The sequence below is a fragment of the Rubrivirga sp. SAORIC476 genome, from assembly GCF_002283555.1.
Taxonomy (GTDB): domain Bacteria; phylum Bacteroidota; class Rhodothermia; order Rhodothermales; family Rubricoccaceae; genus Rubrivirga.
The window spans coordinates 568,538-594,563 of the sequence record NZ_MVOI01000006.1; the positions used below are offsets into that span (position 1 = coordinate 568,538).

At 73.0% G+C, this 26,026-nt stretch carries 23 protein-coding genes and 1 tRNA gene; 18 read left to right on the top strand and 6 right to left on the bottom strand.

Translation table 11 applies throughout. The features are described 5' to 3' along the window. Positions 1-63: 63 nt before the first annotated feature. A tRNA-Gln gene (locus B1759_RS13990) sits at positions 64-136 on the bottom strand. Positions 137-188: 52 nt separating this feature from the next. Further along, entirely contained in the window at positions 189-1,004 is an 816-nt protein-coding gene (locus B1759_RS13995) for a 1-acyl-sn-glycerol-3-phosphate acyltransferase (protein WP_095515678.1), read from the bottom strand. Between the two features lie 57 nt (positions 1,005-1,061). Here B1759_RS13995 and B1759_RS14000 point away from each other — a divergent pair, with 57 nt between their 5' ends. From B1759_RS14000 to B1759_RS14035, 8 genes are all read left to right on the top strand, one after another. Then, entirely contained in the window at positions 1,062-1,745 is a 684-nt protein-coding gene (locus tag B1759_RS14000; protein WP_095515679.1) for a hypothetical protein, read from the top strand. A gap of 89 nt (positions 1,746-1,834) precedes the next feature. Then, positions 1,835-2,974 (top strand): bifunctional diaminohydroxyphosphoribosylaminopyrimidine deaminase/5-amino-6-(5-phosphoribosylamino)uracil reductase RibD, encoded by a 1,140-nt coding sequence (ribD, locus tag B1759_RS14005; RefSeq protein ID WP_198948891.1) that lies wholly within the window; start codon positions 1,835-1,837, stop codon positions 2,972-2,974. A gap of 78 nt (positions 2,975-3,052) precedes the next feature. Beyond that, the gene (locus B1759_RS14010; protein ID WP_095515681.1) at positions 3,053-3,577 is read left to right on the top strand and encodes a hypothetical protein; all 525 of its coding nucleotides are present in this window, start codon (positions 3,053-3,055) and stop codon (positions 3,575-3,577) included. 1 nt (position 3,578) lies between these two features. Next, positions 3,579-4,703 (top strand): TlpA disulfide reductase family protein, encoded by a 1,125-nt coding sequence (locus B1759_RS14015; protein ID WP_095515682.1) that lies wholly within the window; start codon positions 3,579-3,581, stop codon positions 4,701-4,703. 3 nt (positions 4,704-4,706) lie between these two features. Continuing rightward, the gene (locus B1759_RS14020) at positions 4,707-5,309 is read left to right on the top strand and encodes a riboflavin synthase (protein ID WP_095515683.1); all 603 of its coding nucleotides are present in this window, start codon (positions 4,707-4,709) and stop codon (positions 5,307-5,309) included. 498 nt (positions 5,310-5,807) lie between these two features. After that, positions 5,808-7,298, top strand: coding sequence for a tRNA (N6-isopentenyl adenosine(37)-C2)-methylthiotransferase MiaB (gene miaB / locus B1759_RS14025; protein ID WP_369811374.1), 1,491 nt, complete (start codon positions 5,808-5,810; stop codon positions 7,296-7,298). A gap of 4 nt (positions 7,299-7,302) precedes the next feature. Continuing rightward, positions 7,303-7,785 (top strand): hypothetical protein, encoded by a 483-nt coding sequence (locus tag B1759_RS14030; protein WP_095515685.1) that lies wholly within the window; start codon positions 7,303-7,305, stop codon positions 7,783-7,785. 125 nt (positions 7,786-7,910) lie between these two features. Continuing rightward, a complete protein-coding gene (locus B1759_RS14035) occupies positions 7,911-8,552 on the top strand; it encodes a DUF4919 domain-containing protein (RefSeq protein ID WP_095515686.1) in 642 nt (213 codons plus the stop codon). A gap of 15 nt (positions 8,553-8,567) precedes the next feature. Here B1759_RS14035 and B1759_RS14040 read toward each other — a convergent pair whose 3' ends face one another. Next, the gene (locus tag B1759_RS14040) at positions 8,568-8,966 is read right to left on the bottom strand and encodes a ferredoxin (RefSeq protein ID WP_095515687.1); all 399 of its coding nucleotides are present in this window, start codon (positions 8,964-8,966) and stop codon (positions 8,568-8,570) included. 27 nt (positions 8,967-8,993) lie between these two features. Next, positions 8,994-9,713 carry a copper homeostasis protein CutC gene (locus tag B1759_RS14045; RefSeq protein ID WP_095515688.1) on the bottom strand — a complete coding sequence of 240 codons (720 nt, stop codon included), beginning with the start codon at positions 9,711-9,713 and terminating at the stop codon, positions 8,994-8,996. A gap of 201 nt (positions 9,714-9,914) precedes the next feature. Here B1759_RS14045 and B1759_RS14050 point away from each other — a divergent pair, with 201 nt between their 5' ends. The 5 genes from B1759_RS14050 to B1759_RS14070 all read left to right on the top strand — a co-directional run bounded on the left by B1759_RS14050 (position 9,915) and on the right by B1759_RS14070 (position 16,838). After that, positions 9,915-11,267, top strand: a complete 1,353-nt coding sequence (locus B1759_RS14050) for a sigma 54-interacting transcriptional regulator (protein ID WP_095515689.1) — start codon at positions 9,915-9,917, stop codon at positions 11,265-11,267. Next, a complete protein-coding gene (lptE, locus tag B1759_RS19775) occupies positions 11,264-11,827 on the top strand; it encodes an LPS assembly lipoprotein LptE (RefSeq protein WP_095515690.1) in 564 nt (187 codons plus the stop codon). Before B1759_RS14050 ends, lptE begins: the two co-directional genes overlap by 4 nt. Then, positions 11,824-13,260, top strand: coding sequence for a glycosyltransferase family 2 protein (locus B1759_RS14060; protein ID WP_158225266.1), 1,437 nt, complete (start codon positions 11,824-11,826; stop codon positions 13,258-13,260). Before lptE ends, B1759_RS14060 begins: the two co-directional genes overlap by 4 nt. A 137-nt stretch (positions 13,261-13,397) precedes the next feature. Further along, complete coding sequence (locus tag B1759_RS14065) at positions 13,398-14,447, top strand: hypothetical protein (RefSeq protein WP_095515691.1); 1,050 nt, start codon at positions 13,398-13,400, stop codon at positions 14,445-14,447. Positions 14,448-14,534: 87 nt separating this feature from the next. After that, on the top strand, positions 14,535-16,838 hold the full coding sequence (locus B1759_RS14070; protein WP_095515692.1) for a PAS domain-containing hybrid sensor histidine kinase/response regulator: 2,304 nt from the start codon (positions 14,535-14,537) through the stop codon (positions 16,836-16,838). Here B1759_RS14070 and der read toward each other — a convergent pair. Then, positions 16,825-18,144, bottom strand: coding sequence for a ribosome biogenesis GTPase Der (gene der / locus B1759_RS14075; RefSeq protein ID WP_095515693.1), 1,320 nt, complete (start codon positions 18,142-18,144; stop codon positions 16,825-16,827). The two genes, B1759_RS14070 and der, sit on opposite strands and share 14 nt — an antisense overlap. Before the next feature lie 242 nt (positions 18,145-18,386). Between der and msrA the strand changes: the two genes are divergently transcribed. The 5 genes from msrA (at position 18,387) to B1759_RS14100 (ending at position 23,663) form a co-directional block, all read left to right on the top strand. Continuing rightward, entirely contained in the window at positions 18,387-19,055 is a 669-nt protein-coding gene (gene msrA / locus B1759_RS14080; RefSeq protein WP_095515694.1) for a peptide-methionine (S)-S-oxide reductase MsrA, read from the top strand. A gap of 44 nt (positions 19,056-19,099) precedes the next feature. After that, on the top strand, positions 19,100-19,624 hold the full coding sequence (gene msrB, locus B1759_RS14085; protein ID WP_095515695.1) for a peptide-methionine (R)-S-oxide reductase MsrB: 525 nt from the start codon (positions 19,100-19,102) through the stop codon (positions 19,622-19,624). Between the two features lie 84 nt (positions 19,625-19,708). Further along, positions 19,709-20,212 carry a peptide-methionine (R)-S-oxide reductase MsrB gene (gene msrB / locus B1759_RS14090; RefSeq protein ID WP_095515696.1) on the top strand — a complete coding sequence of 168 codons (504 nt, stop codon included), beginning with the start codon at positions 19,709-19,711 and terminating at the stop codon, positions 20,210-20,212. Between the two features lie 416 nt (positions 20,213-20,628). Beyond that, complete coding sequence (locus B1759_RS14095) at positions 20,629-22,179, top strand: FAD-binding domain-containing protein (protein WP_095515697.1); 1,551 nt, start codon at positions 20,629-20,631, stop codon at positions 22,177-22,179. Beyond that, positions 22,176-23,663: a deoxyribodipyrimidine photo-lyase gene (locus B1759_RS14100; RefSeq protein ID WP_095515698.1), complete on the top strand. Its 1,488-nt coding sequence runs from the start codon at positions 22,176-22,178 to the stop codon at positions 23,661-23,663. Before B1759_RS14095 ends, B1759_RS14100 begins: the two co-directional genes overlap by 4 nt. 42 nt (positions 23,664-23,705) lie before the next feature. Here B1759_RS14100 and B1759_RS14105 read toward each other — a convergent pair whose 3' ends face one another. Then, positions 23,706-26,006, bottom strand: a complete 2,301-nt coding sequence (locus B1759_RS14105) for a transglycosylase SLT domain-containing protein (RefSeq protein WP_095515699.1) — start codon at positions 26,004-26,006, stop codon at positions 23,706-23,708. Positions 26,007-26,026: the final 20 nt, after the last annotated feature.

Consider the following 26,026-nt stretch of genomic DNA (forward strand, 5'->3'; position numbering starts at 1 on the left):
GGGGAGGGAGGGCCTCAACGAGAAAACGCCCCTGGCGGCGTGGGCCGTCAGGGGCGTCTCGTGCTGCCCGACAAGGAATCGAACCTTGAACCTCCAGATCCAGAAACTGGCGCTCTGCCAATTGAGCTATCGGGCAATCGTCCACCGAAGCGGAGCGGCCCCAAGGTAGGGGCCGGAGGGGCCGCAGATCAACCCGCTCCAGACGCCTCGGGGAGGGGACGGGTGCTCTTCGCTTCGTCTTCGCCGGTCGCCGGAGTGAGCGCGTCCGCCGCCTCGGGGGCGACGCCGCGCCACGCAGCGACGTGCTCCACGATCATCTGGCGGACGCGGTCACGCAGCGCGGGAAGGTCCGCCTCGGTAAGGCCGTCGGTGGAGACGGGAGGCAGCACGTCCAGGCGAACGTCGGCACGGGAGAACTGCCAGCCGTGCTTCGGGAGCGCGTCCATGGTGCCGTCGAGCGCGAGCGGCAGCACGGGCACGCCCGCGCGGATGGCCAGCCGGAAGGCCCCGTCGTGGAACTTCTTGACGCGGCCATCGCGCGAGCGGGTGCCCTCGGCGAAGAACATCACCGAGGTGCCGTGGTCCAGCTTCCGCTGCGCCCGGACCAGCACCGAGCCGCGGCTGGCGGGGTCCTTCCGGTCGACCGGGATGTCGTCGGCGAGCCGCATCAGCCAGCCCAGCACCGGGATGTCGAACAGTTCCTTCTTGCCGACCCACTTCATCTCCCACGGCAGCCGCGACACCACCGGGATGTCCGCCTGCGACTGGTGGTTGCTCACGACCACGTACGGGTGCTCCAGCGCGGCCGGGTCGACGCCGCCGACCGTGATGTGCCAGGCCGGGTTGACGCGCGTGATCCAACTGCCCAGCACCCGGAACGTCCGCCCGGTGTAGACGCGCGTCGGGGTGCGGTCGAAGAGCCGCACGAGCAGCATCGTGGGGAGGGCGACGAGGACGTCGAGGACGACGAAGGCCCAGGTCAGGGCCGAAGAGAGGGCTTTCATCTGCGCGCGCGCGGTCGGACGGGGGAACGCGGCAGTGCGCGCGACGATTCAGCCGTCATGGACGTGATCAAGGTCTTCACCGAGGAGCCCATCGGGCTAGAGGCGCTCGTGCCGGACGCCGAGCCGGACGCGCGCCGCCGGGACGCGCCCCCGGCGACGCTGGAGGCGATGCTCGCCCCGACCGCGGCGCCCTATGCGCGGGCCTACCTCGCAGGCACCCATCTGGGCGACGTGCGGCGGGTCGGCGTCACGGCGCTCGACGCCGCCGAGGCCTGGATCCAGCCCCTCCTCGCCTGGACGGCGGGGCGCGACGTGACGGCACTCCACGCCGACGGATCGCCCCGCGGCCTGCTGGCCGCCGAACTCGCCGCCGTCTTCCGCCGACCCGCCGGCATTCGGGCGCTGGCCGTCGGCCCGGTCGCGCCCGGCGCACTCGCCGAGGCTGCCGGTGAGGCGTCCACAGACGGCACCTCCCAGCGGCGAGACCATCTTCCGGCCCTCCGCGCGCTCCTCGACGGGGGCGCGGCCGTCCTCTTCCCCGAGACGGCCTTCGACGGCCACGACTGGAGCCTCTTCGCCCGCGCTCCCCTGCGCGACGCGCTCGCGGACGCGTTCCGTCGGCACCCGGCGCCGGGCGTCCGCCGCTTCGTCGCCCCGTACCGCCGCGCCCGCGGCGAGCACACGTTCTACTTCGAGCAGTGGGCCCTCGACGCGCTGCCCGACTGGGCGGAGGAGGTGTAGCTCGTGGCGGAAGAGTGGACATGCGAAACCGCCGACGAGTCCTCCCACCTCGGTGCCGACGCGAACGCACCACCTCCGAACTCTGAACCATGACCTTCGACGCTGCCATGGACCGCGCACTCGCGCTCGCCGCGCGCGGCGCCGGAGCCGTCAGTCCGAACCCGATGGTGGGGGCGGTCCTGCTGGGGCCGGACGGCGAGACGTGGGGCGAAGGCTGGCACCGGCGCGTGGGCGGGCCGCACGCCGAGGTCTGGGCCGTCCGCGACGCTGAGGCGAACGGGTTCGGCGACCGGCTGTCTGAGGCGACGATGGTGGTCACGCTGGAACCCTGCAGCCACCACGGCCGGACGCCGCCGTGCGCCGACCTGATCGTCGACCGCGGCATCCAGCGCGTGGTCGTGGCGCAGGAGGACCCGTTCCCCGCCGTCGCCGGGCGCGGTCTCCGACGGCTGCGCGAGGCCGGCGCGGACGTGACCACCGGCGTCCGTGGCGACGCGGCGCGGCGCCAGATCGAGGCGTTCCGGACGCACGTCACGACGGGCCGGCCGCTCGTGACCCTCAAGACGGCCGCGACCCTCGACGGACAGATCGCGACCCGCTCCGGCGACAGTCGCTGGGTGACCGGCCCCGAAGCCCGGGCGCGCGTCCACCGCCTCCGCGCCGAACTGGACGCCGTCCTCGTCGGTGCCGGGACCGCGCGGGCCGACGACCCCGCCCTGTCCGTCCGCGACGCGCCGCTGGCCGAGGGCCAGTCGCAGCCGCTCCGCGTCGTCCTCGACCGTCCGGGGACCCTCGCGCCGACGCTCGCCCTCTTCACCGACCGCGCCGCGCCCACGCTCGCCGTCGTGGCCGAGGGGGCTCACCCCGACTACCGCGACGCGCTGGCCGAGGCGGGCGGGGTCGTGTGGCGCGTCCCAGAGCGCGACGGCCACCTCGACCTCGGCGCGCTGCTCGACCGGCTCGGCGCGGGCGACGGGCTGCCCGCGGGCATCGGGTCGGTGCAGTCGGTGCTGGTCGAGGCCGGTCCGGGGCTGGCGACTGCGCTTCTGTCGCAAGACCTCGTCGACCGCGTCCTCTGGTTCGTCGCGCCGAAGCTGGTGGGGGAGGGGATGCCCGCAGTCGGGGACCTGGGGACGGCACGCATGGCCGATGCGCTCGCGCTCGTGGAGAGCCGCTGGGAAACGGTGGGTGGAGACGCGCTGCTCCACGGGTTCCTGCGCCCGGCCTGACGCTCTCCTGCGAAGCTCGGGTGAGGGCGCTTCTTCGGCCCGACTCTCAGCGACCTTGCCCCGTCCTCGCCTCCTCCCATGCTCGCGCGACTCGCCCTCCTCGCCCTGGCTCTCGGTGTGCTCCCCACCGCCGCCCAGACCCCCACGCCGGTCCTCGACGGACGCCTCGTGGTCGAGGTGCCCGAGGGGCTCGACCGGCTCACCGAGGCGCAGCTTCTCGCCAAGTACGGCGCCGCTCGCAAGCCCGCCGACGGGTTCGGTGACGCGATCCTGGCGGTCACCGTCACGGCCACCGCGATGGCGCTCCCGACAGACGACGCCGACCTCGGGCAGGTCGTCGCGGCGTTCCGCCAGCAGCTCGGAGCCACCTACGCCGACGCCGAGTGGCTCCGCGCCGAGGTCGACCGCTCGGGAGACCGGCCGGTGGGCGTGCTCGACGTGTGGCTGCCGGTGGGCAGCGGTCGGGTCCGCAACGTGATGGTGCTGGTCGCGCTCGGCGACGCGCTCGGCGTCGTGGCGGCCAACGCCTCCGAGGCCGCGGAGCCCGGCTGGCGTGAGGCGCTGGAGGCCGCTGTGGCGTCCGTCCGCCACGCCGACGCCTGACATGACGCGCCTCGCTCTGGTCCTGCTCGTCGGTCTGGTCGCGGGGATGCCTGCGCGGGCGCAGCGCGCCGGCCCGGCCTTCGACCTGCTCCGCGAGGTCTACACCGTCGTCTTCGAGCAGCCCGCCTACCGACTCGCGTTCGAGACCGAGGTCGCCGGCCCCGACTCGACCACCTCCGACACCGGGGAGGCGACGGTTCAGGTGGACCTCGACTCGGGCCTCCCGTGGCTCTCCGTCACCTTCGACGAGGGCGAGACGCGCCGCCTCGCCTTCGACGGCGAGATCTACGAGGTCGACTTCCCGCGCACGCAGACCGTCTACGTGGACTCGACCGGGGACGAACTCTGGACGGGCTCGGCGTGGGCGCTCATGATGCACCCCGCGTTCGGCGTCGGCGCGCACTTCTTCGTGCAGGATGCGACGACGGCGACGATGGCCGGAATGGACACCTCGGCCGACCGGCCCTGCGAGCGCGCAGACTTCTGGATGCCCGCCGAGGAGGAGGGGCAGGTGGGGTACTCGCTCTGCGTCGACGTGGAGACAGCCTTCCCCCTGGAGAGTCGCCTCGTCGATCCCGACGGGACCGTGATCACGGTCCGCCTCACGGATGTCGAGTGGATCGACCCGTTGCCGCGCGCCGCCTTCCGCCTCGATTCTGCCGACGGTTTCGAGCGGGTGCCCTACCAGGACGAGACGCCGCCGCTGGCGGTCGGCCTCGCGGCGCCCGCATTCTCCGTCGAGGGAGAGGCCGGTCCGCTCGCGCTCGCCGACTACGCGGGCCAGTACGTGCTGCTCGACTTCTGGGGCACGTGGTGCGCGCCCTGCGTCGGCGCCATCCCAGACCTCCAGGCCAAGGCGGACGCCTACCCGGACCTCGTCGTGCTCGGCCTGGCCGCCTACGAGACGGACGACATGGACCCCGCCGCCTTCGTCCGCCAGCGCGGCGGGAGGTACGCCGTCGCCCGGGTCGACGATGCGCTTCTCGACGCCTACCAGGTCAAGGCCTTCCCGACCTACTACCTCGTCGGCCCCGATGGCCGCATCCTGTTCGCCGGCATCCCCGACCGCGACCCCGAGGCGGAGGACGCGCTCGCGGCCCTGCTGGTCTCGCTCTTCCCCGACTGACCCATGTTCACTGGCATCATCGAAGAGGTCGGCACCGTCGCCGACGTGACGCCGCTGGAGGGCGGGCGGCGCCTCCGCATCGACTGCTCGTTCGCCGACGCGCTGCGCGTGGACGAGTCGGTCGCGGTGGACGGCGTTTGCCTGACCGTCGTGGCGCATGACGCCGCCGGGTTCGAGGCGACAGCGGTCGAGGAGACGCTCTCGAAGACGGCCCTCGGCGACCGCGCCCCGGGCGACGGCGTCAACCTGGAGCGGGCGCTCGTACTCGGCTCGCGTCTGGATGGCCACCTCGTGCAGGGGCACGTCGACACGACGGGCGTCATCGACGCGGTGGAGACGCTGGCCGACTCGCACCTCGTCCGCGTGCGGTACCCGGCCGAGCACGCCGCGTACCTGATCCCGCGCGGCAGCATCTGCGTCGACGGCATCTCGCTGACCGTCGCCCGCCTCGACGAACCGGAGGGCACGTTCGCGCTCGCCATCATTCCCCACACCTGGGACAAGACGACGGCTGCGCGCTGGACGCCCGGCGCTCGCGTCAACCTGGAGTTCGACCTCGTGGGCAAGTACGTCTTGCGGGCCGGACCGACGGATCGTCATCAGTGAATTCCCCCAGCGGCAGGACGAGGCGTCAGGAGTGTAAGGGGAATCCTTATGCGGGGTGTGGGGGATTTGTCGGACGATCTCCCATCGGCCCCGGCGTCCTGTCAGGAGAGGCACCGTGGCACGGGGAGTGCAAGGGGGATCTGCACATTTAGCCCCCTGGCATCGTGACTGCTCTCTCTCTTCCCGCCCGTCTCGTCCAGACCCCGACCGCCCTCCTGCTTCGCCTCGGTGCTTTCTCGGCCGCTGTACTCGGCGTCGCTCTCTTCTAGGTCGGTTCCCTTCGAGCGCCGGAGTCCCATCGGCTCCTCCTGCCCTTCTCTCTGAGCCCGCCCACCTCCATTCCGTCTTAGGGCCTCTCCGACTGCTCGATTCGTCTCCGCCCCGTCCGGCCCCGTAAGGCTCGGCGGGGCGGTGGCATGTCTGGGCGATGTCTCCACCGAACGCTAGCCCGGAGCCGGGGGACGCCGGGCGTAGCTTCCTGGCCGGAATCCGCTCCCCGTGATGCAGCCCATCGCCGACCTCGACGTCCTCCCGGAGGACGCCCCCGCTCCCGTCTCGTCCGCCCCTGACGTGCACTCGGCCGACGCGCCGCGCATGGTCGCGGCCCGGCCCGGCACGAATGGCCGGAGCGTCTACATCGAGACGTACGGCTGTCAGATGAACGTCGCCGACTCTGAGCTGGTGGCCTCCATCCTGGGTGCCGACGGCTACGCGCTCGCGGAGCGTGAGGAGGACGCCGACGTGGTGCTGATCAACACGTGCGCCATCCGCGAGAAGGCGGAGGACCGCGTCCGCGGGCGGCTGACGCACGTCCGGGCGCGCAAGGAGAAGAGCCAGCCCGGTCTTCAGATCGGCATCCTGGGCTGCATGGCCGAGCGCCTGCGGTCGTCGCTTCTGGAGCAGGAGCGGCTGGTGGATTTGGTCGTCGGGCCGGACGCGTATCGCGACCTCCCGCGCCTGCTCTCGGAGAACCACGAGAGCGGGCAGGCGGCCGTCAACGTGCAGCTGTCGCGCGAGGAGACCTACGCCGACCTCGCGCCGGTCCGCTACGACACCAACGGCATCACGGCGTTCGTGTCCATTATGCGCGGCTGCGACAACATGTGCGCCTTCTGCGTGGTGCCGTTCACGCGGGGCCGCGAGCGGAGCCGCCCGGTGACGAGCATCCTGAGCGAGGTCGGCCAGCTGGTCGACGCCGGGTACAAGGAGGTCACCGTGCTCGGCCAGAACGTCAACTCGTACCGCGTCGACGCCGACGGCCACGCGGTCGACTTCGCGGAGCTGCTCTACCGGATCTCGCTGCTCAGCCCCGAACTGCGCATCCGCTACTCGACGAGCCACCCCAAGGACTGCTCCGACGACCTGCTGCACGTCCACCGCGAGCGGCCGACGGTGTGCGACTTCATCCACCTGCCCGTCCAGCACGGCAACTCGGACGTGCTGAAGCGGATGCGGCGGACGTACACGCGCGAGCACTACCTCGACCTGGTCGACCGCGCCCGTTCCATCGTCCCCGGCATCGCGTTCTCGACGGACGTGATCGCGGGCTTCTGCGGCGAGACCGACGCCGAGCACGCCGACACGCTGAGCCTGATGGAGGCTGTCCGCTACGACCACGCGTTCATGTTCGCGTACTCGGAGCGGCCCGACACCTTCGCCGCCCGCAAGTTCTCCGACGACGTGCCCGAGGCGGTCAAGAAGGCGCGGCTCTCCGAGATCATCACGCTCCAGAACGCGCACTCGCTGGAGAGCAACCAGCGCCGCGTGGGCACGGAGCAGGTGGTGCTCGTAGAGGGCACCTCGAAGCGGAGCGAGGAACAACTCCGAGGGCGGACGGACACGAACCACATGGTGGTCTTCGACCGGCCGGCCGGGCTCGCCGCGGGCGACTACGCGGTCGTTCGCGTGAACGAGTGCACGAGCGCGACGCTGCTCGGGAGCTTCGTCCGCGCGACGACGCTGGCGGCCGAGACTGCGATCCCGGCCTGACCCGGTGCTCCGCCTGCGTCTGCTCGTCGGCCTGCTGGCCGTGACCGGCTGCGATGGCGCCGAGCCGCAGGCCGTCGACGTGACGCCGCTCGCGGGCGTCTACACGGGAACGCACACCGCCAATGCGCTCGGCGAGGCCCCGGTGACATCTCCCGCCTCGGTGACGGTGGCGACCGACCGGACGACGCGGGCGATCTCGTTCACGCTGGCCGTGCGGGGCGAGGCGCCCGTGGTGGTGCCGGGGACGGTCGCCGCCAGCGGCACCATCGTGGCGGGAAACCTGCTCGCGGCCTCCGCCCTGGGGATCGAGTTCGTGGCCGACCCGGCGGGCACGATCCGCGGGGTGTACGAGGTGGCTGTGGAGGACTCGGTGCGGGCGACCGTCGCGGGCACGGTCGCGGGCACCTTCACGCGCGAACGGTTCGACCTGACCCTCGTCGAGCCCGAGGCCGGCGGGGTGCGCGTCGAGGTGCGGACGGTCCGGTAGCGGGGCGTGCTGGTCGGGTGGCGCGTCCCGTCGAGCAACCATCGGGGCCATTCGGACTCTCTGTAGGACGTGGCCTGCCCGTAGGGCTATGCTGCACGCCGACTCCGTCTCTGCTGCTCTGTCCCATGCGCGCCGTCCTGCTCCTGCTCGTCCTCTGGCCCTCGGCGGTGGTCGCCCAGGGAGAACTCGCGCTCGACTCGCTCGACGCCACGGACTACGAGGACGCCGTGCGTCGCCTGCACGACGGTGATCTGGACGTGGACTTCCAGACCATGCGGTTCGCCTCCGCACTGACCGACGCCTACGACCCGTACGACACCGAGCCGCGGGAGCAGCGCCAGCGCCTCAACGAACACCTGTACCAGCACGACGCCCCCGAGGCGGCGCTGCTCGTCGCCGACTCCCTGCTGGCGGTCAACTACGTCGACATGGACGCTCACTACGGGGCCGGCGTCGCGCATGACCGACTCGGCCACGCCGACGAGGCGGCGTTCCACTTCGAGGTGTTCGAGGGGCTGCTGGACTCGCTCCTTCGCACAGCGACCGGGACCGAGGACGACCCGTTCGTCGTGGTCCGCGTGGACGAGGAGTACGTGCTGATCGCCGTCCTCCGGCTGGAACTGCGCGGTCAGTCCCTGGTGGACTGCGCCAACACGCAGTGTGACCGGATGGAACTCCACGACCCGAGCGACGGCGGCGACGTGGACCTCTTCTTCGACGTATCGCTCCCGTTCGGGCACATGCGCCGGACGATGGCGGGGCGGTAGCGGCGCCGGACCCGTCTAGGGGTTCGTGTCTGTCGCCGTGGGCAGGGGCCGCTCAGCGAACCGGTAGGCTTCCACGATGCGCCCGCCGATCAGGTGCTCCTGGATGATCTGCTCCAGCACCTCCGGCGTGCACGAGTGGTACCACGTACCCTCGGGGTAGACGACGGCGATCGGTCCGCGCAGGCACACCCGGAGGCAGTTCGCCTTGGTGCGGTAGATGCCGCCGTCCTCGGACAGACCCAGTTCCTTGAGGCGGCCCTTTAGGAACGTCCACGACGCGAGCCCGAGGTCGGTGGCGCAGCACTTGGGCTTGGTCGGCTCGGCGCAGAGCAGGATGTGGCGGCGGATCGCCGGGATGCCGAGGGTCTGGACCTGCTTCTGGAGTGCGAGGTCGGCGCGCGGGTCGTCGGACATGAGGAAGCCGTGGGGGAGGGCGTCAGCCTACGCGCGGAGCGCGTCCAGGACTGCGCGGAGTCGGCGGACTTCGATGGCGTCCACGTGGCCTGAGCCCGGCAGGGACGCGCCGCTGTGGACCTCCCGTGCGCCCGTCCGTGGCACCACCTCAGCCACGTTCGACGCACGGACGCCGCCGCCCGGCATCACGGCCAGGTCGGCCCCGAGTCGCTCGATGAGGTGTGCCAGCCGGTCGGCCCCGGCGAGGGCATTCGCCGTCCCGCCGCTCGTCAGCACCCGGCGCGCGCCGCAGGCGACGAGCGCGTCCATCGCCTCGTCCAGGTCGCGCGCCGCGTCGACGGCGCGGTGGACGATCACCGGGGAAGGGCCCGCGGTCTCGACCAGGGCCCGGAGCGCGTCGCTGGCGATCCGTCCGGTCCGGTCCAGCGCGCCCCAGACGATGCCCGCTGCGCCGGCGTCCAGCACACGTCGGGCGTCCTCGCGCATGGCCGCGTGCTCCGTCGGCGAGAAGGTCCACCCGTCCGCGTGCGCGCGCACCATCACCACGACCGGCAGGTCGGTCGCCTCGGTGACCTCGCGGACCCAGTCGAGCGGCGGCGTCAGGCCGCCCGCCGCGGCGTCGCGGCAGAGCTCGATGCGGTCGGCCCCGGACCGGGCCGCCACGAGTGCCGAGGCGGGGTCGAAGGCGGCGATCTCCAGGAGGACGCGGTCGGTCATCGACCGGCGCGGTTCCGAGCGGTCGTCCATCGGCCCCCCGCAGGCGTTTGCCGGAGCGGGACGGGGAGGAGAGGAGTGGGCATGGGGATGGAAAGCCGGGAGACGAAATGTAGGCGGCTGCGCGCGGGGTCTGCAGAGAGACCGTGGGGGCTCACGTAAGGCGCCCGGACACTCGGGCGTCCCCGGTCACGGCGCGGTCTATTTTGACCGTTCCCCTCTGGCACCCCTCGTATGGATCGGCAGGCCCTCCAGGAACGGTTCGGCATCCTCGGCGACAGCCCCGCGCTGCGGCGGGTGCTGGAGCGCGTCCGCCAGGTGGCGCCACCCGACATCACGGTGCTGCTCGAAGGCGAGAGCGGCGTCGGCAAGGAACTGGTGGCGACGGCCATCCACGGGCTCTCGAAGCGTCGCCACAAGCGGCTGGTGGTCGTCAACTGCGGGGCGATCCCGGAGGGGCTGATCGAGAGCGAGCTGTTTGGGGCGGAGAAGGGCGCCTACACCGGCGCGACCGACCGCCGGACGGGCTACTTCGAGGAGGCAGACGGCGGGACGCTCTTCCTCGACGAGATCGGCGAGATGCCGCTCCAGGCGCAGGTTCGGCTCCTGCGGGTGCTCGAGACGGGCCAGTTCAGCCGGGTCGGCGGGACGGTCTCGCAGACCTCCGACGCCCGCGTGGTCGCGGCGACCAACAAGGACCTGGGCGAGGAAGTCCGCGCGGGGCGCTTCCGAGAGGACCTCTACTACCGACTGAGCACGGTCGTCCTCAAGATCCCGTCGCTGCGGCAGCGCCGGGAGGACATCGTACCGCTGTTCGAGGCCTTCCTGGCCCGCTTCTCTCGCCAGTACGAGGCCCCCTACCTTCGCCTCGCGCCCGACGCGGCGGACCTGCTGCAGCGCTACAACTGGCCCGGCAACGTGCGCGAGCTTCGCAACGTGGCTGAGCAGGCGACCGTGATGGTCCGTCAGAACCCGCTCTCCGCCGATGTCGTCCGGCCGTTGCTGCGCGGCGTCTCGGCGTCGGCCGGGCTGACGCTGGCGCCGCGGCCCGGCGTGGGCGACGAGGTCAGCGAGCGGGGCATCCTGTACCGCGCGCTCCTGGAGATCCGTGCCGAACTGCGCACCCTCCGCGGCGAGGTGGCGACGTTGCGCACCGGCGCGGCGGCAGCGCCCTCCGAGGGGGCGATGGTCCACGTCCCCCGCCCCGCCTTCGCGGACCTGTCTCCCTACGGCGACCTCGGCGAGGTCGAGCAGGAGGTGGCCTACGAGCCTCCCGCGCCCGCACCCACCGACGCGGCCGACACGCTCTTCGAGGTCGAGGAGGACAGCGTGCGCTTCGACCCCGCCCCCGGCTTCGACCGCGGGGACTCCTTCGAGGCGGCCCCCGCGTTTCACGGCGGCCAGCCGGCGTTACCGGAGTCGTTCGAGGCCGCGCTCGCCGACGGGCTCCCGCTGCCGACGATGGAGGAGGCCGAGGCTGCGCTCATCGCCGAGGCGCTCCGCCGCTTCGACGGCAACCGCCGCCAGTCCGCCGAGGCCCTCGGCATCTCCGAGCGGACGCTGTACCGCAAGCTGAAGGAGGAATGAGGCATCCTGCATCCGGCATCCAGGGGGGGGCTCGGCGGGCGCGGCGCGCGGTCGCCCTGTGCGCAGCCCTGCTCGCCGCGTCCTGCTCGCCGATGCTGCTCCAGGGCTGCGGCGTGTACTCCTTCTCCGGCGCCACCATCCCGGCGCAACTGCAAACCGTCGCGGTGCCGCTGGCCGAGGACCGTTCGACGGGCGGCCCGCCCGGCCTGGACCGTCTCATGACGGATGCGCTCATCGACCGCTTCGTCGACCGCTCCCGGCTGGCCCTCGAGCCGGACGAGGGCGAGGCCGACGCCGTCGTCCGGGCGACCATCGAGCGGTACAGCATCGCGCCGGTGGCCGTGACCGACCAGAACGTGGCGGCGCTCAACCGGGTCACGCTATCGGTCCGCGTCGTGGTGGAGGACCGGGTCGAGTCTGCCGAGCTGCTCTCGCGCTCGTTCTCGGCCACCGAGGACTTCGCCCCCGCCGATGGCCTCCAGGGCGAGGCCGACGCCTCGGCGACGGCGCTCGACCAGATCGCCCGCGACGCCTTCACTGCGGCCACCTCGGACTGGTGACGGCCGGGCTCACCGCCCTGGCCGGGGCCGTCTACGGCGCCGCCGGGCTCCTCCTGGCCGTCCTCGGCCTCCACGCGCTCGTGCTGGCGACCGTGCGGACGCTCCTGCCGAGGCGGGACCTCCCGGCCGCGCCCGGCCCGTGGCCCGCGGTCGTCGTCCAACTGCCGGTCTACGAGGAGCCGCCCGCGCTCATCGCCCGCGTCCTCGACGCCGCCCTCGCGTCCGACTACCCCGGCCGGGTCGAGATCCAACTCCTGGATGACTCGTCGGTCGCATCGCGACGGGTGAACGCGGCGCTCTGTGCCGAGCGGCGTCCGGGCGTCCGCCACCTGCCTCGCGACGCGCGGGAGGGTTACAAGGCCGGGGCCCTCGCTTACGGACTGGCGCAGACCGACGCCCCGCTGGCGGCCGTCTTCGATGTCGACTTCCGGCCCTCGCCGCCCACGCTCCGCGCCCTCGTCGGTCCGCTCCTGGCAGACGAGGGGCTGGCGTTCGTGCAGGGGCGCTGGACGCATCCGGGCGCTGACCGAACGTGGCTCGGGCGGGCGCAGGCGGCCGTCCTGGACCTCCATTTCGCCGTCGAGCAGACAGCGCGCGACCGCGCTGGGCTGCCGCTGCCCTTCAACGGCACGGCGGGCGTCTGGCGCCGCGCCGCCATCGACGATGCCGGCGGGTGGAAGGCCGACACCCTCGCGGAGGACGCCGACCTCGCGCTCCGCGCGCAGGCACGCGGGTGGCGCGCGCGCCTGGCGGAGGACGTGGCCGTCCCGGCAGACTTCCCCGAGACGGTCGGTGCGTGGCGGCGTCAGCAGGCACGGTGGGCGAAGGGCCTCGCCGAGGTCGCGCGCCTCCGCCTCGGAACGCTCTGGCGTGCGCCGCTCCCGATGCGCGCGAAGCTCGCCTTCACGGGGCACCTCGCGTTGTCCCTGAGCCTGCCCTCGCTGCTGGTGCTCCTGCTGCTCCACCCGGTGGTCTCCGCGCTGGGCGGGATGGGCGCCGCAGCCGTGCTGGCGGGGCTGGGCCCGGTGGCGCTGGTGGGGCTCATCGGGGCACACGTCGTCGCGCTCCAGGCGCTGCACCCGGCATCGTGGCGCGGGCGCCTGCTGAGGATCCCCGCGGCGCTGGCGGCGCCCATCGTGCTCGTCGTCCCCGTCGCGCGGGCCTTCGGCGAGGCCGTCGTCGGGCGCCGGACGCCCTTCGCGCGGACACCCAAGGGGGCGTCGGGCGGGGGCGAGGGGGGAGGGACCGAGGTCGCGCTGGCGGTGTACTCGGCTGCCGGATTGGCCGTCCTCGTGGCACTCGGCGCCTGGGGGGCAGTCCCGTTTCAGACGCTGCTGGCTGTCGCGACCGCCGCCGCCGCGTGGGCCATCCGCCGGACCCCGCCAGTGGCGCGTGCCGAACCGGTGCCGTCGCTCACCCGCGCGGCGGCGTGAGCCAACCGGCGGCATGGGTGCGGCCGAAGAAGGCGACCCCGCGGCGGGCTCTGGGTCGACCGTCCCCCCCGACTTCACGACGCGTCCCGAACCCTGCGACCGGACCGGCGTGGACCAGGACACGATTCCGTAACGCCGTGTCCGCCCTCGCCCGTTCGACGCCCGCCCCGCTCCAGGTCCTCGATGCTCGCCGCGTCCGTGCCGGGGGCGTGCCGGGCACGCGGTACCGACTCCGCCGGGAGCACCCGGTCACCGGTCACGCCGACCTCGATCTCGCCCTGGGCACCTTCGAGGCCATCGTCCTCCCGCCGACCGACGGCCGGACCGGTGCGCCTGCGGTGACGCTCCTGAACGGCATCACGAAGGGGATGGACCGAAGCCTCCCCGCCGCGACGGCGCTCGCGCGGGCGGGCCTCGGCGCTGTGCTGATCGACACCCCGCTCGGCGGCTCGCGGCGGATCGCCGAGGGGCACCCCGGCCTCGACCTCGCCGAGCTGGCCCGTCGCGGCGTCGACCTGGACGTGCCGTTCGCGACGCGGCTGTTCGACGGGGTCGCGGCCGACCTCGCAGCGGCGTTCGCGTTCGCCGAGGCCGAGCACGGGCTCGGCGCCGATCGCCGGGCGCTCTTCGGCGTCAGCTTCGGGTGCCTTCTGTCGAGCCTCGCATTCGCCCGCGACGGCGTGGGCGACCGCCTCTTCGGCGCCATTGGCCACCCGGACCTTCCCGCGATGGCGCGTGGACTCGTCGACAGCTTCGCGCAGTTCTCCGGCCTGCCGCCCGCCGTGGTGGCCGGAGGTCTCCGCCTCGGCCCCGTCGCCGACGTGGCCGCGCGGCGCATGGGCGGCGAGCCTGCCGTGGGCCTGCTCCGCTTCGCCCGCCTGCTCGCGGCGCTCGGTCGGGGCGGACGCGCGCTTGACGGTCTCGACCCGGTCCGCTTCGCGCCCGAGGTCGGGGCTCCCGCTGGCGGGGGGGACCGACCGGCGCACTTCCTGGCGGGTGCCCTCGACCCTGTCGCGCCGCCGGAGGTCGTCCGCGCGGCGGCGGCGGCGTTCTCCACCTCGACCGTCGAAGTGCTGCCGGGGCTCGGGCACGGGTGGTACGTCGGCGCCCGTCCCGCCGGCGCCGAGTCGTTCGAGCGGTCGTGCGGCGCGTGGCTCGTCCGCCACCTCGCCGACTGGACAGAGTGAGCGTCTCCGCCCCGGGACCGAGACGCCCTGACGGTTAAGCGCGAGGGGAGGAGCGGCGATACCTCGGTCCCATCCTGTGGACGTTCTATGCAGCCCTCCGCAAGCCCCGACGCCGACGCGCCGTCGACGGACCGACCGATGTCGATGGTCCTCCGCTGGACCCGACGTGCCGTCGGCCGCATCTCTGGGGAGCGAGAGGCGGCCCCCATGCCCGCGGAGGCGCCGGACACGTCGCTGCTGGACGCCCTGCCCGACCCCGTCGTCCTGGTGGATGCCGAGGACCGGATTCACGCCGTCAGTCAGGCCGTCGTGGAGGTCTTCGGCGTGGATGCAGAGGAACTCGTCGGAGCGGCCCTCGCCGAGCGGCTCATCGAATTCCCTGGCCGGGAGGCCTATCACGCCTGCCTCGGGCGGGCCGCAGACGACGTCGACAGCCGCGAGGAGCCTGCGCTGCTGGCTGCCGTTCGCGCCGACGGAACGGAGGTCCCCGTCGCCCTCACCATTCGGGCGGTCCGCGACAGCGCGCTGTTCGCCGTCACGCTCCGCCACGCCAAGGCCGCCCGCGCCGACGCCATCGACGACCGGCGCCGCACCCTCCGCACGATCCTCGACGCGCTGCCCGAGGCGGTCGTCGCCGTGGACCCTCAGGGGCGCGTCCTCTTCCGCAACCGGGCCAGCGTGGGCGGGCGCTCGCGCAGCGACGCGACGCAGCGCGCCCTCCCCGACGCCGAGTGGCGCGCCGCCGAGGCTGTCATGCGCGCGGGCCAACCCGCCGTGGGCGAGGAGCCGGCCGGCCCCGCGGGCGGCATCCGGCTGACGACGCGGATCCCCGTCCGCAGCGCCTCCGGCGCCATCGTCGGGCTCGTGGCGCTCTCGCGCGACGTGACGGCCGAGAAGGCCGACGCCGCCCGGCTGCTGGACGACAAGCGTGCCGCCGAAGCCGCCGCCCGCGCCAACAGCGAGATCCTCGCCACCACCAGCCACGAGGTCCGCACGCTCATGAGCGGCGTGACGGGCATGACCCAACTCCTCCTCTCCACCGACCTCGAAGGGGACCAGCGCGACTACGCCGAGACGATCCGCACGCAGAGCGCCACGCTCCTCCGCATCGTCAACGATGTCCTGGACCTCTCGAAGATGGACGCCGGGATGCTGACGCTGGAGCGCGAGCCGTTCCAGGTGGCGAGCGTGGTCGACGGCGCGCTGGCGGTCGTGGTGGTGCAGGCCGGGGCGAAGGGCCTCGCGCTGTCGAGCGAGGTCGCCGAGGCCGTGCCCGCCTCCGTCGTCGGCGACGGGGGGCGGATCCAGCAGGTGCTCGCCAACTTGCTCACGAACGCCGTCAAGTTCACCGACGAGGGCGCCGTTCGGCTCCGCGTCGGGCTGACCGGAGGCGGCCGTGCGCTGGGCTTCGCCGTCGAGGACACCGGCGTGGGCATCGCCCCGGACCGCCTCGACGCGGTGTTCGAGGAGTTCGTCCAGGCCGACGCCTCGACCGCGCGGACGCACGGCGGCACCGGTCTGGGACTCGCCATCTGCCGTCGGCTCGTGGAGCAGATGGGAGGCGAGCTGACCGCCGCCTCGTCCCCGAGCGGCGGCTCCGTGTTCCGGTTTACCATTCCGCTGGAGGCCGCCACCGCCGTGCCCGAGGCCGACGACGTGGCCGCTGCGCCCGTCTCCGTCTCGCCCGACCCGGCCTCGCCCGCTCCGGCTCCGCCTGCATCCGCCTCGCCCGCCCCGGTCTTGCCCGCCCCGGCGTCGACCCCGATGGCGGCGACGTTCGACGCGGAGCCGGAGTCAGAGCCGGTGCCAGCCGCCGCCGACGCGCCTGTGACGAGCGCGCCTCTGGCCCCGCCGCCCCCCTCTTCAGTCGCCCCCACGCCCCCCACGCCCCCCCCGGCTGCCCCCCCGGCGAAGCCCCCGGTCGCCCCGCGCCCGCTGAAGTCGGCGGTGATGGACACCGCCTCAATCCTGCCCGCCGCGCGCGTGCTCCTGGTCGAGGACGACCCGGTGATGCAGAAGGTCACCTCGCACACGCTCCTCCGCCTCGGCTACCGCCCGACGGTGGTCAGCAACGGCGCGCAGGGCGTGATGGCCGCCCGCGGCAAGCCGTACGACGTGATCCTGATGGACATCATGATGCCCGTCATGGACGGGCTCGACGCGACCCGCAAGATCCGCGAGGACTCTGGTCCGCACCCACAGCCTGCCATCGTCATGCTGACGGCGAACGCCATGAAGAACGACCGCGTGGCGGGCATGGAGGCGGGCGCTGACGCCTACCTCACCAAGCCGGTCGAGCCCCGCGAACTGGCGGCCACCATCGAGCAGGCCATCCGCACGCGCACCCAGCCGTCCGAGGACGGCCCCGAGGCGGAGGTCACTTCCGCTTGAACGACAGCGTCAGCGGGACGCCCTCGAACCCGAATGCTTCCCGGAGGCGGTTCTCGAGGTAGCGCCGGTAGCTCTCCTTGACGCCCTCCGGGTGGTTGCAGAAGAACGCGAACACCGGCGGCTCGTCGCGCACCTGGCTGGCGTACTTGATCTTGACGTACTGGCCGCGCCACGACGGCGGCGACTGCCGCTGGACGGCCTTCTCGACGACCTCGTTGAGCCGCGCCGTCTGGACGCGCTTGCGCCGCTCGTCGAACACCGCGAGCGCGACCTCCAGCACCTTCTCGGCCCGCTGGCCCGTCAGGGCGGAGGCGAACACGACCGGCACGAAGTCCAGCAGGCCCAGCCGCTCGCGCATCTCGCGCTCGATGTCACGCGCCGTGTTGGTCTCCTTGTCCGCGACGAGGTCCCACTTGTTGACGACGATCACGAGGCCCTTCTTGAGCTGGTCGGCCTCGCGGAGCACGCGGGCGTCCTGGCTCTCCAGGCCGCGCTCGCCGTCGATCAGGATGACGGCCACGTCGCAGGACTGGAGCGCGCGCTCGGTGCGGAGCGTCGAGTAGAACTCGACGTTCTCGGTGATGCGCGCCTTCTTGCGGAGGCCCGCCGTGTCCACGAGGACCACCTCGCGGGCGTCCTCGCCCTCGCCGAGCGTCAGCCGGGCGTCGATGGCGTCGCGGGTGGTCCCGGCCACCTCGGTCACGATGGAGCGCGTGCGGCCGAGCAGCTTGTTGGCGAGCGAGCTCTTGCCCACGTTGGGGCGCCCGAGGAAGGCGATGCGCGGGGCGGTGTCCTCCTCGTCGATCTCCGGCTCGTCCGGGAGGGCGGCCACGACGGCGTCGAGGAAGTCGCCCGTGCCGGTGCCGTTGACGGCGCTGAGCGGGTACATGTGCTCGAAGCCGAGGCTCCAGAACTCGGCCGCGTCGAGCGCGCGGGTCGTGTTGTCGGCCTTGTTGGCGACCACGAACACGGGCTGCTCGGCGCGGCGCAGCATGGCGGCCACCTCGGCGTCGAGGTCCGAGATGCCCGTCAGCGTGTCGACCACGAACAGGATCACGTCGGCCTCCTCGACCGTGAGCATGACCTGCTCGCGGATGGCGGCGTCGAAGCGTTCGGCCGAGCGCGGCACCAGCCCGCCAGTGTCGACGAGGTCGAACGTGCGCCCGCCCCACTCGACCTCGCCGAACAGGCGGTCGCGCGTGACGCCCGGCTGGTCGTCCACGATGGCTTTGCGCTCTTCGGTGAGGCGGTTGAACAGGGTCGACTTGCCCACGTTGGGGCGGCCGACGATCGCGACGAGGGCCATCGGAGAGGAGGGGAGGGGGAAGGTCGAAGCTAGGCGGGGCGGACGCGTCGGAGGGCGAGGAGGGGGGGAAGATGGCGGGCGAAGGGTGTGGAGAGCCGGCGCCCGTCCACCCCGCCCGCCTCGGCGCCGAGGCGGAGGGGGTGATCCTGTCAGACGACCTCTCACGGAACGGTAACATTCTGTGAGCGAGGGAATACGGAGCGCCTCCGCGTCGTCTAGAGGGCACACCCGTCCGCCCTGCCATGCGCCGTCTCCTGTTCCTCCTCGCCCTGCCCGCCGTCGTGCTGGCGACTGTCGCCGCCGGGTGCGGCACGTCCGAGCCGCTGCCGCCCGCCGGGCCGAGCGTCGGGATGGCGCTCGACCCCGCGCTCGCCGACACCGTCGTGTTCGCGGGCGGCTGCTTCTGGTGCATGGAGAAGCCGTTCGAGGAGCTGGACGGCGTCGCCTCAGTCGTCTCCGGGTTCTCTGGCGGCACGGTCGCCAACCCGACCTACGACGAGGTCTCCCGCAAGACGACCGGCCACTACGAGGTCGTGGAGGTGATCTACAACCCGCAGGTGGTCCCGTTCGACACGCTGCTGCAGGTCTACTGGCACAACGTCGACCCGTTCGACGACGGCGGCCAGTTCTGCGATCGCGGCAGCCCGTATCGCCCGGCCATCTTCGTGCGCACGCCCGCTGAGCGCGCCGCGGCCTCCGCCACGGTGGCGCAGGTGCAGGAGAAGTTCGGCCTGCCGGTCCTCGTGCCCGTCCTGGACGCGGCCCCGTTCTACGCCGCCGAGGACTACCACCAGGACTTCTACCGCACCAACCCGGCCCACTACAACCGGTACCGCACCGGCTGCCGCCGCGACGCGCGCCTCGACCAGCTCTGGGGCGACGCTGCCGGCCACCTCGGCCCCGCGCTCTAGCCCTGCCCGCCCCGTTCGCGGGGCGGACCGACCCCGTCGACCCCATGAAAACCGTCGTTCTCTCCCTCCTGGCCGTCACGGCGCTGGTCGCCGTCGCCGGCTTCGTTCTCTTCCGACCCTCAGCCATCGATCCCATGTCCGACGCCGCTCTCAAGGACCGCCTCACGCGGATGCAGTACTACGTCACCCAGAAGGACGGCACCGAGCCGCCCTACGCGAACGAGTACTGGAACAACACCGAGCCCGGCCTCTACGTCGACGTCGTCGACGGGACGCCGCTCTTCGCCTCGACCACCAAGTACAAGTCCGGCACCGGCTGGCCGAGCTTCTGGCAGCCGCTCGACGGCGCGCCGGTCGAGACCAAGGTCGACAAGTCGCTCTTCATGACGCGGACGGAGGTCCGCTCCGGCTCCAGCGACTCGCACCTCGGCCACGTGTTCGAGGACGGCCCCGAGCCGACCGGCCTGCGCTACTGCCTCAACTCGGCCGCGCTCCGCTTCGTCCCCGTGGCGGACCTGGAGGCGGAGGGTCTGGGCGAGTACGCGGCGCTGTTCGAGAGCGGGGACTAGGGACGGGGTGTTGGGGATGTCCATTGTGGCATCTCCTTCCCCTGACACCACTCCCAGTCTCTAACACCTAATCTCCATCGTCCGATGACTCGCCTCTTCTCCCTGCTCCTCCTCGCGGCCGTGGCCGCGCCCGCGTTCGCCCAGTCGTCCGGCTGGACGAAGCCGTCGGACGCCGAGCTTCGGCGCCAGCTCTCGCCCATCGCCTATCAGGTCACGCAGCGCGACGCGACCGAGCGCGCCGGCACGAGCCCGCTCAACGACGAGCACCGCGCGGGCATCTACGTGGACGTGGTCTCGGGCGAGCCGCTCTTCTCGTCGCGCGACAAGTTCGAGAGCGGCACCGGCTGGCCCAGCTTCACGCGGCCCATCCGCCCTAACGCCGTCGCCGAGCGCATCGACCGCTCGCTGGGCATGCCGCGGACGGAGATCCGGTCGGTGCGCGCCGACAGCCACCTCGGCCACGTCTTCGCCGACGGCCCCCGCCCGACCGGCCTGCGCTACTGCATGAACGGCGCCGCGCTCCGCTTCGTCCCGCTGGACCGGATGCGGATCGAGGGCTACGCCGCATACGTCGGCGACGTCCGGTAGCTCCGCCTCGGCGCCGACGCGGGTCTACTCCTCGACGCGGGTCAGCGTCATCTCGAAAAAAGGGCGCCACGTGGCGCCGTCGTCGAACGTCATGCGGCCGGTCTCGACCCACCGGTCCGTATATGCCGGACGGAGACGGCGTCGAAGTCGGCGGGTGTAGCGTGGCGAAGTGCGAGCCCGCCTCCTTGATTCTGGCGGCTGCCGGAGCCACGGGTCGGCGTAGGCGAACGTGCCCACCGTCAGCACGGGCAGGCTAGGCCCGAGAGCGCGGCCACGGTCTGCAAGAAGACGCCGATACCCGCCCAGCAGGGGAGACCGAGTCTACCCGGACCACAGGATCGGGAGGGTCCCCACTCTCGGCGGGGCCGGACCTCCCCAGGCCGGCTCTGGTTCGACCGTCCCCTCTCCCGACTGTGATGCAGACCGCGCTCTGGTGGATCAAGAAGGACGTTCGGCTGGCCGACAACCCGGCGCTGACCGCCGCGCTGGCGAACGCCGAGACCGTCGTCCCAGTGTTTCTGTTCGAGCCTGCCGTGCTGGAGGCCGAGGAGACGAGTGCGTTCCACGTCGCCGCGTGGTGCGAGGCGCTGGCCGACCTCTCGGAGCGGCTGGGCGGCCACGTCCTCCCGCTCCGTGGCGACGCCATCGAGACGTTCGCGAGGCTCCGCGCCGTGCTCCCGTTCGACGCGATCCACAGCCACGAGGAGATCGGGTCCGAGGTGACGTTCGCGCGCGATCGCACCGTCGCCGACTGGTGTGCTTCCGAGGGCGTCACGTGGCATGAGCACCAGCAGACGGGCGTGTTTCGGGGCGGCGTCGACCGCGACAAGCGGGCCAAAGAGTGGACGGCGTTCATGCGCGGCGGTCCGCTCCCGGCCCCGTCCGCTGCCGACCTCGCCCGGGTCCGCGTCCCGCCCGAGGCGGCCGGCCTCGCGATGCCCGTCGTCAGCCCCGACGCGGTCGGGCACCCGCTCACGGAGGCCCAGCGCGACCTGCGCCAGCCGGTTTCCGAGACCGCGGCTGTGGCCACGCTGGACGACTTCTTGACCGACCGTGGGGCGTGCTACTCGGGCGGCATCTCGTCGCCCAACCTCGCCTTCACCTGTGGCTCGCGGCTGTCGGTCCACCTCGCGTGGGGGACCCTCACCGGGCGGGCGGCCTACGCGGCCACCGAGGCCCGGCAGGCGGAGGTCCGCGCCCAGACCGGCGACGCAGCCCGGCAGTGGGGGCGCTCGCTGAATGCGTTTAAGAGCCGACTCCACTGGCGCGACCACTTTATCCAGCGGCTGGAGTCGGAGCCACGGATGGAGTTCGAGCCCCTCAACGCGGCCTACGAAGCCCTGCCGACGCCTGGCGACCACCACCTGGACGCGTGGCTCGCGGGCGAGACCGGCTGGCCCCTCGTCGACGCCTCCATGCGGTGCGCGGCGCAGACCGGCTTCCTCAACTTCCGGATGCGGGCGATGGTGACGAGCGTCGCCGTCCACACGCTCCGCATCGACTGGCGCAAGACCCTCTACCCCACGGCCCGCCTCTGGGCGGACTACGAGCCAGGCATCCACATCGCGCAGACGCAGATGCAGGCGGGCGTCGTAGGCATCAATCAACTCCGCGTCTACTCGCCCGACAAGCAACTCGCCGACCACGATCCCGAGGCGACGTTCGTCAGGCAGTGGGTCCCGGAACTGGCGGACGTGCCGCCCGAGGCGATCCTGAAGCACCACGTCCGCCCTGTGCCTGGCTACCGCGAGCCGCTCGTCGACCGGCTGGTGTGGTCGAAGGGGTTCAAGGACGACTACTACGCCATCAAGGGCCTGCCGGAAACGAAGGCGCTGGCGGACGCCGTCTACCAGCGCCACGGCTCCCGCCGCCCCCGCAGTGCGCGGACGTGGAAGAGCAACGCGCCGCGAGCGGGCGAACGGCGCATCGTCAAGGCGGTGGGGGCGCAGACCGAACTCGGCCTGTGACCGCTCTCGACGCCCTCCGTCTTCGCACGCGCCGCCTCTCCGACCACCCGGTCGCCGAGGACGCCGACTACGTGCTGTGCTGGCTCGGGCAGGCGCTCCGGGCCGAGGAGAACCCGGTCATCGACGCGTCGCTCGCGCTGGGCGACCGGCTCGGCCTGCCGGTGGTGGTGCTCCACACGCTGGAGAACCGGTACCCGTACGCCTCGCACCGCATCCACCGGTTCATGCTGGAGGCGAGCCAGGAACTGGGGCCCGGCGTCGAGGCGCGGGGCCTGCGGTTCGTGCGCTACGTCCGCCAGGGCGCGGCCGACGGCGACGCACCCGGTGCGGTCGACGTGGCGGCCCGGCTGGCCCGGCGTGCCGCCGCCGTGCTCACGAACGACGTGCCGACGTTCGTCGCCGGAGAGTACGCGGAGCGGCTGGCCACGGCGCTCGACGGCCGCGCCGTGTTCGCCGTGGACGCCTGCTGTGCCGTCCCGATGAACGCGTTCGACGCGCACCACACGGTGACGAAGGCCTTCCGCGCCGCCCACACCCCGCGCCGCGCCGACCACCTCGGGCTCGACCTCCGCCAGCCGAGCACGGGCCGGTTCGAGGGCGACCTCGACGTGCCGGTGACGCCCGACCTCACCGACTGGGACGACGACGCGCTCGACGCCTTCATCGCCGGGTGCGGCGTCGACATGAGCGTGCCCCCGGCGCCCGGCTGGAGCGGGCGCCGGAGCGCGGCGCTGGACCGACTGGCGTTTGCCGTCGAGCACGTCGTGCCGCGCTACAAGTGGACGCGCAACAACCCGGCGCTGGACGACGCGACGACCATGCTGTCGCCCTGGATGCACTTTGGGGTGCTCTCGCCGCGCGAGGTTGCGGCCGCCGTGCTCGACGCCGAGGCGGAGGGGCACGTCCACGCGGCGGCGCGGTGGAAATTCCTCGACGAACTGCTCACGTGGCGCGAGCTCTACCACCACCGCAGCCGCTGGGAGCCCGACTGGGCGCACTGGGACGGCCTTCCCGCATGGGCTCGCGAGACCCTCCTCAACCACGCCGACGACCCGCGGCCGCACCTCTACTCGCTGGACGCCCTCGCTCACGGCGAGACCGACGACGAGGTCTGGAACGCCGCCCAGAAGCAGTTCGCCATCGACGGCTGGATGAACAACAACCTCCGCATGTACTGGGGCCGCCAACTCCTGACGTGGCGCCCCGACCCGCGCGACGCCTTCGCCGCGACGTGCTATCTGAACGACCGCTTCAGTCTCGACGGCCGCAACGCGTCCACGTACGGCGGCATCCGGTCGGGCTTCGGGGAGGTCCGGCCGTGGAAGGAGCGGCCGGTCTACGGGACCGTCGCGGGCAAGACGAGCGGGGCGCTGATGAAGCGCGACGGCGTGCCCGCGTGGCTCGCCGAGCAGGCCGCCCGCGAGGTGCCGTTCCGCGCCGCCATCGCGTCCGACCCGCCGCCGGAGTTCGACCGCTACCGCTGACGGCCTCGGGGCCGAGGCGGGCGAGGCTGGCCGGTGGCTCGGTCAGTCCGCAGCCTCCCCGAGGCGGGCCGAGTCGGTGCCGTAGAGGCCCTGGTAGATCGCCCGATTGCGGGTCAGGATCTTGACGTAGTCGCGCGTCTCGCGGAACGGGATCCGCTCGGTGAACAGCGCGGCGCGGCCGAACTCGGGGAAGGCACGCCACGCGTCGACCTGGTGCGGGCCTGCGTTGTAGGCGCCGAAGACGGCCGGGAGCGACCCGCCGTAGGCCTCGACCTGCTGCCCGACGTAGCGCGTGCCGAGGTGGACGTTGACCTCGGGGAGGTAGAGCAGGGCCGGGTCCCAGTCGTCGATCCCGACCTCGGTGGCTAGCGTCCGTCCGGTCGCGGGCATGAGTTGCATCAGCCCCCGCGCGCCGACGTACGACGTGGCGCGGGCCGAGAACTGCGACTCCTGACGGATGAGGGCGGCGGCCGTGAACGGGTCGACGCCGCTCGCCCTGGCCTCGGCCTCGATCATGCGGCGGAACGGGAACGGGTAGAGGATGCGGAGGCGGCGCGCGTTCGTCCCCCCGCCCAGGCCCTGCCCCAGGAGGATGGCGCGACGGCCGTAGCCTCGCGCGATGAGCGCCTCGGCGAGCGCGTAGCGGTCGGCCTGCTCGCGCCCCGCGCCCGCGATCACGCGGTCCGCCTCGGCCTCGGCGACCTCGGGGAAGCCCGCCTCGCGGAGCACGTCGACGCCGCGCAGCGCCTCGGCCACGCGAGCGTCGGCGGCGGCATCCGCCGGGGGCGACGGGCTCAGGGGGAGTGGCCAGAACGGCTCGCCGAGTGCTTCGCTCGCGAGCAGGGCGTAGTACGAGTCGCGCTCCCGCCGCAGGACCTCCCGGAAGCGGTCGGCGGCGGCGGCCGAGTCTCCGGCCGCGGCGTGGGCGCGGCCCGCCCAGTAGCGCGCGCGCAAGGCGTCGGTGCCGCGGTAGCCGTCCCAGAGGGCGGCGGCTTCGGCGTAGTCCTCCGCCAGGAACGCCTGTCCGGCGCGCCGGAGGACGGCCAGCCCGGCCCACGCGGAGCCCGGCGCCTCCTGCTCGACGCGCCGGTAGAGCGGGAGGGCGCGGTCCAGGTCGCCGCCCTGGTGGAGCACGTCGGCGGCGAAGTAGAGGTGTCTGACGTCGTCCTCCGCCAGCTCGAGGTAGATCGCCGCGGCCTGGTCGGTGCGGCCCATCCGGCCGTACGCGCCCGCCATCAGCGCGCGCACCCGGGCGGGGCGAGAGACGGCGACATTCGGGCCCTTGAGCATGGCCAGGGCATCGTCGTAGCGCTGGGCGTCGAAGAGCGCGTCGGCCGCTTCGAAGCGGATGTCCTCGCGCTGGGCGGGCGTGCCCACGCTGGCGCCGCGCCACTCGGAGTCGATCCACTGACCGAAGGCGTCGGCCGCCTCCGCGTTGAGGCCGAGCGCGCGGTCGGTGCGCGCCAGCGCGAGCCAGTCGTCGGCCGTGGGCGTGCCCTGTCGGAGGCGCTGGGCCGCGTCGCGGGCCGCCGGGCTGGCGGGGGCCTCGTCGATGGCGTCACGGAAGAGCGCGCGGGCCTCGGCGTCGCCCATCGCCTCCGCCAGCCGTCCGGCAGTGAGGGCGAACGCGGCGCGGGCGGCGTCAGAGTCGGCGCGGGACCGGGCGCGGTCGGCCAGCCGGCGGGCGGCGGCGAGGTCCCCGGAGCGTTGCGCGGCCTCGATGCGGGCGGCGTCCATCCGTCGGCCTCGCTCGCCGCCGGATACGGACCCAGCGAGCGCCTCGACCCGGTCGGTCCGGCCGTCGCGGGCGAGCGCCTCGGCCGCCAGCACGGCCCGCCACTCGGGAGAGACCTCGGTGATGGCGTCGAGGGCGCGGTCGCCCGTCTCGGCGTCGAGGCGGGCCAGCACGAGCGCACGGCGGAGGCGGGCCGCGCCGCGCTCGACGGCCTGTGTCGTATCGGCTACACTCAGAAAGGCGTCGTACCCAGCCCGCGCGGCGTCGAGGTCGTCGGCGTTGTCGTAGGCCCGGGCCAAAAGGTAGCGGCCCCGGCCGCCCTCCAACGAATCCAGCCCCTCCGCCCCGTCGAGGAGGGCGCGGACGCGGGGCCAGTCGCGCGCACCCGCCTCTGCGCGGGCCGCCAGCAGGCGCGCCTCGGCCGAGAGATCGTCGTCGCCGATCTGGCGAAGGAGCCGCGCCGCGCTCCACGGACGGTCGGTGTCGAGTAGCATTCGCGCCTCCACCAGTGCGTCGGAGGCGTCGGTCGGGGAGTCGGGGGCGCCCGGCTTGGGGCCGCACCCTCCCAGGAGGACGGCCAGAAAGAGGGGGAGGAGGGGGAGACGCATGTGGGAACGAGAAGCGGCCT

Excerpts from the sequence above, each read along its gene's own strand:
- msrA (WP_095515694.1), top strand. The coding sequence starts at position 18,387 with ATGCGCCGTCTCCTGTTCCTCCTCGCCCTGCCCGCCGTCGTGCTGGCG.
- B1759_RS13995 (WP_095515678.1), bottom strand. The coding sequence starts at position 1,004 with ATGAAAGCCCTCTCTTCGGCCCTGACCTGGGCCTTCGTCGTCCTCGAC.
- B1759_RS14000 (WP_095515679.1), top strand. The coding sequence starts at position 1,062 with ATGGACGTGATCAAGGTCTTCACCGAGGAGCCCATCGGGCTAGAGGCG.
- B1759_RS14040 (WP_095515687.1), bottom strand. The coding sequence starts at position 8,966 with ATGTCCGACGACCCGCGCGCCGACCTCGCACTCCAGAAGCAGGTCCAG.
- B1759_RS14010 (WP_095515681.1), top strand. The coding sequence starts at position 3,053 with ATGCTCGCGCGACTCGCCCTCCTCGCCCTGGCTCTCGGTGTGCTCCCC.
- B1759_RS14045 (WP_095515688.1), bottom strand. The coding sequence starts at position 9,713 with ATGGACGACCGCTCGGAACCGCGCCGGTCGATGACCGACCGCGTCCTC.
- B1759_RS14035 (WP_095515686.1), top strand. The coding sequence starts at position 7,911 with ATGCGCGCCGTCCTGCTCCTGCTCGTCCTCTGGCCCTCGGCGGTGGTC.
- ribD (WP_198948891.1), top strand. The coding sequence starts at position 1,835 with ATGACCTTCGACGCTGCCATGGACCGCGCACTCGCGCTCGCCGCGCGC.
- msrB (WP_095515696.1), top strand. The coding sequence starts at position 19,709 with ATGACTCGCCTCTTCTCCCTGCTCCTCCTCGCGGCCGTGGCCGCGCCC.
- B1759_RS14070 (WP_095515692.1), top strand. The coding sequence starts at position 14,535 with ATGCAGCCCTCCGCAAGCCCCGACGCCGACGCGCCGTCGACGGACCGA.
- B1759_RS14015 (WP_095515682.1), top strand. The coding sequence starts at position 3,579 with ATGACGCGCCTCGCTCTGGTCCTGCTCGTCGGTCTGGTCGCGGGGATG.
- lptE (WP_095515690.1), top strand. The coding sequence starts at position 11,264 with ATGAGGCATCCTGCATCCGGCATCCAGGGGGGGGCTCGGCGGGCGCGG.
- B1759_RS14095 (WP_095515697.1), top strand. The coding sequence starts at position 20,629 with ATGCAGACCGCGCTCTGGTGGATCAAGAAGGACGTTCGGCTGGCCGAC.
- B1759_RS14050 (WP_095515689.1), top strand. The coding sequence starts at position 9,915 with ATGGATCGGCAGGCCCTCCAGGAACGGTTCGGCATCCTCGGCGACAGC.
- B1759_RS14105 (WP_095515699.1), bottom strand. The coding sequence starts at position 26,006 with ATGCGTCTCCCCCTCCTCCCCCTCTTTCTGGCCGTCCTCCTGGGAGGG.
- B1759_RS14020 (WP_095515683.1), top strand. The coding sequence starts at position 4,707 with ATGTTCACTGGCATCATCGAAGAGGTCGGCACCGTCGCCGACGTGACG.
- der (WP_095515693.1), bottom strand. The coding sequence starts at position 18,144 with ATGGCCCTCGTCGCGATCGTCGGCCGCCCCAACGTGGGCAAGTCGACC.
- msrB (WP_095515695.1), top strand. The coding sequence starts at position 19,100 with ATGAAAACCGTCGTTCTCTCCCTCCTGGCCGTCACGGCGCTGGTCGCC.